This is a genomic window from Nonomuraea mesophila, from assembly GCF_004352805.1.
Classification (GTDB): Bacteria; Actinomycetota; Actinomycetes; order Streptosporangiales; family Streptosporangiaceae; genus Nonomuraea; species Nonomuraea longispora.
Genome location: NZ_SMLD01000390.1, coordinates 1 through 975 on the forward strand (window position 1 = coordinate 1; position 975 = coordinate 975).

The window sequence follows — 975 nt, forward strand, 5'->3', positions numbered from 1 at the left end:
GCTACGAAGGCTTCGTCCTGCGCGGCGCCACCACCGCCCTCACCGCCCAGCCCACCCTGCTGTTCGAACTCCACCCCGAACTCCAGGCCAACTGCGGCTGCCCCGCCGCCGAACTCCTCGACCTCGTCCACACCCACTACCCCTGGATCTTCCTCATCGACGAACTCGACAACGTCCTGCGGCCCGTCACCCGCGCCGAACTCGACACCCCCGGCACCATCGGCCTCTACCGCTCCAACCTCGTCGCGATCGGCCGCCAGGACCACCTCGACGCCCTGCGCCCCTGGCACGCCACCCCGCCATGAACCACCCCACCACCACGAAAGGGTCAAAAACCGGCCACGAGCCCCTGACCAGGCACCCAGCACCACCGCCCGCCCCATACTGTGGGTTACAGCGACCCGGCACCGGCGCCACGCACACCCGGGCCGCCCCACACACCATGACAGCGGTGACCACCACCACCTCCAGGGGGCAGCGCACGAACAGGCTCCCGGCAGAGGTGACCAGCTTCATCGGACGTCGGCACGAAGTGGCCGAGGTCAAACGACTCCTGGCCACATCCAGAGCCGTCACCCTCACCGGCGTCGGCGGCGTCGGCAAGACCCGCCTGGCCCTGCGCGCCGCCCAGGAACTACGCCGAACCTTCCGCGACGGCGTATGGCTCGCCGAACTCGCCTCCCTGCACCAGCCCGGCCTGCTCACCGAAACCGTCGCCGAAGCCCTCGAAGTCCGCAGCCACACCACACCCCTTATCGACGCGCTCACCCGCCACCTGCACGACAAACAGGCCCTGCTCGTCCTCGACAACTGCGAACACCTCGTCCACGAATGCGCCGTCCTCGCGCAAACCCTCCTCCGCGCCGCACCCGACCTGCGCATCCTCGCCACCAGCCGCCAGGCCCTCGGCATCCCCAGCGAACAAGCCATGCCCGTGCCGCCCCTGCACCTGCCCGACGGCCACACCCCCCGCCC

Annotated in this window: 2 protein-coding genes; both read left to right on the plus strand. The window is 70.2% G+C overall.

Going from position 1 to position 975, the window contains the following annotated elements:
• Positions 1 to 305, plus strand: a 305-nt coding sequence (locus tag E1295_RS49585; RefSeq protein ID WP_166427807.1) for a hypothetical protein, incomplete at its 5' end; no start/stop codon positions are given.
• 137 nt (positions 306 to 442) lie between these two features.
• The coding region (locus E1295_RS48205) for an AAA family ATPase (RefSeq protein ID WP_166427808.1) at positions 443 to 975 on the plus strand (533 nt) is incomplete at its 3' end.